Annotated in this window: 2 protein-coding genes; both read right to left on the bottom strand. The window is 78.7% G+C overall.

Annotated elements, in window-relative coordinates:
* Positions 1 to 42: 42 nt before the first annotated feature.
* The gene (locus ACFQ8C_RS36920; protein WP_383466324.1) at positions 43 to 1,059 is read right to left on the bottom strand and encodes a TolB-like translocation protein; all 1,017 of its coding nucleotides are present in this window, start codon (positions 1,057 to 1,059) and stop codon (positions 43 to 45) included.
* 5 nt (positions 1,060 to 1,064) lie between these two features.
* Positions 1,065 to 2,314, bottom strand: a 1,250-nt coding sequence (locus ACFQ8C_RS36915) for an MFS transporter (RefSeq protein WP_383466323.1), incomplete at its 5' end; no start/stop codon positions are given.

The following is a 2,314-nucleotide window of genomic DNA, read 5'->3' as shown; positions in this document are numbered from 1 at the left end:
CCCCCGGACCGCACGGTCCGGGGGCGCGGCCGTACTCCGCCGTCAGTCCAGGAACGCGGGCGAGACCGCGGACCGCGCGACCAGCCGCGGGACGCCGCTCCCGTCCGCCGGGACGGCGTACAGGTCCGCCCCGAAGTCGCCCGGCAGCGCGTACACCACGGTCCGCGCGTCCGCCCACACCACCTGGTCGTCCACGCTCCGGGTCTCCGCCAGCGGCCGCTCCGCCCCCGTGGCCAGGTCCCGCGCGTACAGACGCCAGGGCGCCTCCGCCGGCAGCCCCGGCACCCGCTTCTTGTGGACGATCCGGTCCCCGCCGGGCGCCAGCGACGGGCACTCCACGTTCCGGGCGAGCACGGTCAGCGTCCGGGCGCGCAGGGCACCCCGCACCAGGTGCGCGGTGCCCCGGGTGGCCAGCGTGGCGTAGAAGACGTCCGGGTCCGCGCCGAAGGTGACGCCCCAGACGTTCACGTCCGCCGCCCGGTACGGACGCCCGTCCCGTACCACCGCGAACTCCTCCAGGTTCGGCTCCAGCCGCCCCCGGTCCAGGTCGAGCACCGCCGTCCGCGTCGAGAACGACGAACCCGCGTACGAGTCGCCGCCCACGAACACCGTCCACGCCACCCGGCGCCCGTCCGGCGCCACCCGGGCCCGGCTCGGTACCCCCGGCAGCGCGTGCCGCGCCACCTCCCGCAGCTCCGCGTCGAGCACCACCGCCCGGTAGCCGGGCCCCGTCGCGCCCGGCACCGCCTGGAGGCACACCCCGGTCCCCGCCGCCGCGTGGAAGCGCAGACAGCGGACCGCCGACGCGGTCCTGGGTCCGTCCCGGCCGTCGGCCGGCACCACCGACAGGGCGTCACGGTACGGTCCCCACACCAGGTTCCGCGCCACCATGCGACGCCCGCCCGGACCGGCCAGCGGCACCGGCCCCGCCACGACCGGCGGCCCCGGAGCCGTACCGCCCGGACCGGTCCCGCCGCCGCGCAGCACCGACACGCCGGCCACCGCGGAGAGCCCCGCCGTGACGGCGGACAGGACGAGGAGACGGCGGCGGGTCGTCAGGGGGGTCATCGGACACCTCCGTGTGCGGTGGGGACGGGCGCGGCCGGGCGCGGACGCCCCGCGGCCGCGACGGCGAGGGCGAGCGCCACCGCGGCGACCGCGAGCGCGAAGCGGTCGCCGCGCGCCTGCCACAGGGCGCCGAAGACGAGCGAGGCGCCGAAGCGGGCGAGCGCCTGCGCCGACTGGACGAGCGCGAGCCCCGTCCCGCCGAGCCCGGCCGGCACCAGCGCCGACGCGGCGGCCATCAGCACCCCGTCGGTCGCCGCGTAGAACGTGCCGTGCAGCACCGGCACCACCGCCAGGAGCACGGGCGACTCGATGCCGCTCAGCAGCAGCCCGTACACGCCCAGCAGCGCCAGGTGCCCGCAGAGGAGGATCCGCCACCGGCCGACCCGGTCGGCGAGCCGCCCCAACGGCGCGGCGAGCAGCAGGAACACGGCGGCCGTGGCCGGCGGCAGCAGCGCGAAGGCGCCGTCCGACAGCCCGGTGCGCCGCTGGAGGACCAGGTACACGAAGGTGTCGCCGACCGTGCAGCCGCCCAGCCACAGCGCACACCAGGTGATCCGCCGCAGCCCCCGGTCCCGCAGCAGCCCGGCCGCCTCCGCGAGCCGCGGCCGCCCGACGGCCCCGGCCGCCGCCGCCCCCCGTCCCGGGACCGGCCGGCCGGGGACGAAGAGCACCAGCACCGTCAGCCCCAGGGCGGCCGCACAGGCGCTGACCGTGAACACCGCGTCGTACGCGCCCGGACCCGCCACCGCCCCGTCCGAGGTCCCCAGGAGCACCGCGAAGGCGAGCAGCGGCCCCAGCAGCGCTCCGGCGGTGTCCATGGCCCGGTGCACCCCGAAGGCGCGGCCCCGCAGCTCCGGCGCGCTGGCGCGCGCGATGAGCGCGTCGCGCGGGGCGGTCCTGACCCCCTTGCCGATCCGGTCGAGCGCGATCACCGCGCCCACCGAGGCGAGCCCCTGCGCCGCCAGGAGCAGCGGCTTGCAGAGCGCCGACAGCGCGTAGCCGGCACCGGCCACCGCCTTGTGCCGCCCCCAGCGGTCGCCGGCGTGGCCGGCCAGGACCCGGACGAGGGCGGTGACGCCGTGCTGCAGACCGTCCACCAGGCCGACGCCGAGCGGCGACAGGCCCAGACCGGCCACCAGGTAGAGCGGCAGCACCGCCGTCACCATCTCGGCGGAGACGTCGGTGAGCAGGCTGACGGCGCCGAGCGCCAGCACGACGGACGGCACCCGGCCGGGGGGCCGGGTGC

The sequence above is a fragment of the Streptomyces sp. NPDC056503 genome (genome assembly GCF_042794995.1).
Lineage (GTDB): Bacteria > Actinomycetota > Actinomycetes > Streptomycetales > Streptomycetaceae > Streptomyces.
This window is presented reverse-complemented; position numbering and strand designations above follow the sequence as displayed.